Source organism: Mycobacterium gastri (genome assembly GCF_002102175.1).
Lineage (GTDB): Bacteria > Actinomycetota > Actinomycetes > Mycobacteriales > Mycobacteriaceae > Mycobacterium > Mycobacterium gastri.
The window spans coordinates 1-2,536 of sequence record NZ_LQOX01000026.1; the positions used below are offsets into that span (position 1 = coordinate 1).

At 65.3% G+C, this 2,536-nt stretch carries 1 protein-coding gene; it reads left to right on the plus strand.

The features are described 5' to 3' along the window. The first annotated feature begins 579 nt into the window (after window positions 1-579). On the plus strand, window positions 580-2,475 hold the full coding sequence (ltrA, locus tag AWC07_RS02535) for a group II intron reverse transcriptase/maturase (RefSeq protein ID WP_085104938.1): 1,896 nt from the start codon (window positions 580-582) through the stop codon (window positions 2,473-2,475). Window positions 2,476-2,536 lie beyond the last annotated feature (61 nt).

Sequence of the window (2,536 nt, forward strand, 5' to 3'; positions counted from 1 at the left end):
TGTGCGACACGAGGTCGCGTATGGCGAGTGAACTCGCGGATTGGAGGCCGGTTATGCCGGACGCGTAGTTCGCGATCAGTGTTCGAGATCGGTTCCCGCCCTGACGTGCGTCGGCAGGTCCTGCCTGCCGGGGTGCGAAGCTCGGGGCAAAAGCCCAAGGGCCCCCGTTCCGTCCGGGGGAGCAACCGGGCGAGGGAAAGACTGGACGGGCGAACGTAAGTGAACTCCTGATGATGCCTCGTGACATCTAGCCTGGTGACGACGGGACGAATAACCGGGTGATAGGGCCTGGCCGCTGGTGGAGGCGGCGAGCGGCGACTCGTTAATTGTCGCGAGTCGTGTGAACACCGCCGGCCCCGGGGTTAAGGGAGCGCCCACCCCGGTCGTGTCTCGTGTGCGCGGAACGTGGAAACCCCGTCGGGGTCCGAGACTTTGTTGTGTCGGTAGGCCGATCGTGAGAGGGGCGGAAGCCCTCGGCGGGACAGGATGCCCAAGAAGCGGATGACGGTGGCCGAAAGGCGACGGGACTCACGACAGCGTGGCTGCTGCTCCAGGCGGTCGTCGCGGGGAACCGACCGGATGCCGGTCCATGCGACCGGACCCGAAAGGGTGCTGACGTGGGCAGGTGAGCCTTTGAACACCGAGGCCGACGGCCTGACGAACCGAAGGGGCAAGTTGGACACCATTGTGGTGAACGGACCCGAGGACGTTGCTGTGGATTGGGATTTCGTCGACTGGCGTGTCCATGAGCAGAACGTAATCCGGTTGCGGCGCAGGATCTTCAAGGCGGCGCGGGAGCAGGACTGGGCCACGGTCCGGTCACTGCAAAAACTGATGCTGGGGTCGTGGTCGAACACTCTGACGAGCGTGCGGCAAGTCACTCAGCGCAATACCGGACGTCGGACGGCCGGGATCGACGGCGAGGTTGCCTTATCGTCGCCACAACGGGCGGACATAGCGGTGCGTGTGCACGGCAGCCGCTCGGAATGGGTCCCGATCCCGGTTCGGCGCGTGTACATTCCGAAGGCCGGCAACAGGGCGAAGCTGCGCCCGCTCGGTATCCCGGTGTTGATGGATCGGTGTCACCAGGCACGGGTCCGCAACGCGCTGGAACCGGAGTGGGAGGCCCGGTTCGAGGCCCGTTCCTACGGGTTCCGTCCCGGCCGCAGCTGCGCTGACGCTATCGGCTCGTTGTTCGCGACCCTGAATGGGCCTCGTGCTCGTCGGGTCTGGATCCTCGACGCCGATTTGGCGGCTGCGTTCGACAAGATCGACCATTCCCGTTTGCTCGATGCGCTCGAGGGGTTCCCCGCGAGGGGACTCATTGAGCGCTGGCTCCGGGCGGGGGTGATCGAAAAGGGGCGGTTCTCGCCCACCGAAGAGGGTTCTCCTCAGGGCGGCGTGATCAGTCCGTTGTTGATGAATGTGGCGTTGCACGGTCTGGAAGAGGCCGCGGGTGTCCGCTACCGCACGACTGGCACTCATGCCGGGCAGTCGGTGGAGGGAACACCGATCCTGGTGAGGTATGCCGACGACCTGGCGGTTTGCTGCTGTTCGCGGGAGCAGGCCGAACAGGTGAAGGCGCGGTTGGCAGTATGGCTGGCTCCGAGGGGCTTGGCCTTCAACGAGGACAAGACACGCATTGTGCACCTTGAGGCCGGCTTTGATTTCCTCGGCTTCAACTTGCGCCGGTATCGGCGCGGGAATGGGCCGGGCAAGCTGCTGATCAAACCGAGCCGCGACGCGGTCATGCGGATTCGGCACAGGCTCGCCGACGAGATGCGCCGTATGCGTGGATCGAACGCGATGGCGGTTATCGCCAGGCTCAACCCGATCATCCGGGGTTGGGCCGCTTATTACCGAGGGGTGGTGTCCAGCAAGGCATTTCGCGCACTGGACGACTATTTGTGGCGGCTCACCTACCGGTGGGCGTGCCACACTCACCCAAGGAAGCCGAAGAGGTGGGTCGTGCGCCGCTACTTCGGCCGGTTCAACCGGTTCAGGAATGACCGGTGGGTGTTCGGCTCCCGCGATCACGTGCTCAACGACCGCGGCGACATCGCGCACCTGACCAGATTCTCCTGGACCGAAATTGTCCGGCACCAACTGGTCACCGGCGGGGCGTCTCCGGACGATCCTGACCTCACCTTCTATTGGGCCGCACGGCGACGAAAGGTGTTGCCTCCGCTGGACAGCTACAACCTGCGCCTGCTAGCCAAGCAGGATGGGTGCTGCCCGTTATGCGGGGACCACATCCTCTCGCCCAGCCAACCACCGCAATCCCCACGTGAGTGGGAGCGCTGGTGGCTGCGCGTTGTCAAACGGGCGATCGCCGCTGACTACCTCACCCACCACGGGCGAGGCGGCACGCCGGACGGGGACCAGACCCGCCTGATACACGCCTCCTGCCACCGCAGCTTGCAAGCTCGCCAACGCAGGAGACCGGAACCCGCACAGCCCTCGCGGCTTGCTTGAGCCGAGTGCGGGGAAACCCGCTTGCTCGGTTCTGAGGGGGCCCCGGCGCAGCAATGCGCCG

Excerpts from the sequence above, each read along its gene's own strand:
- ltrA (WP_085104938.1), top strand. The coding sequence starts at position 580 with ATGCCGGTCCATGCGACCGGACCCGAAAGGGTGCTGACGTGGGCAGGT.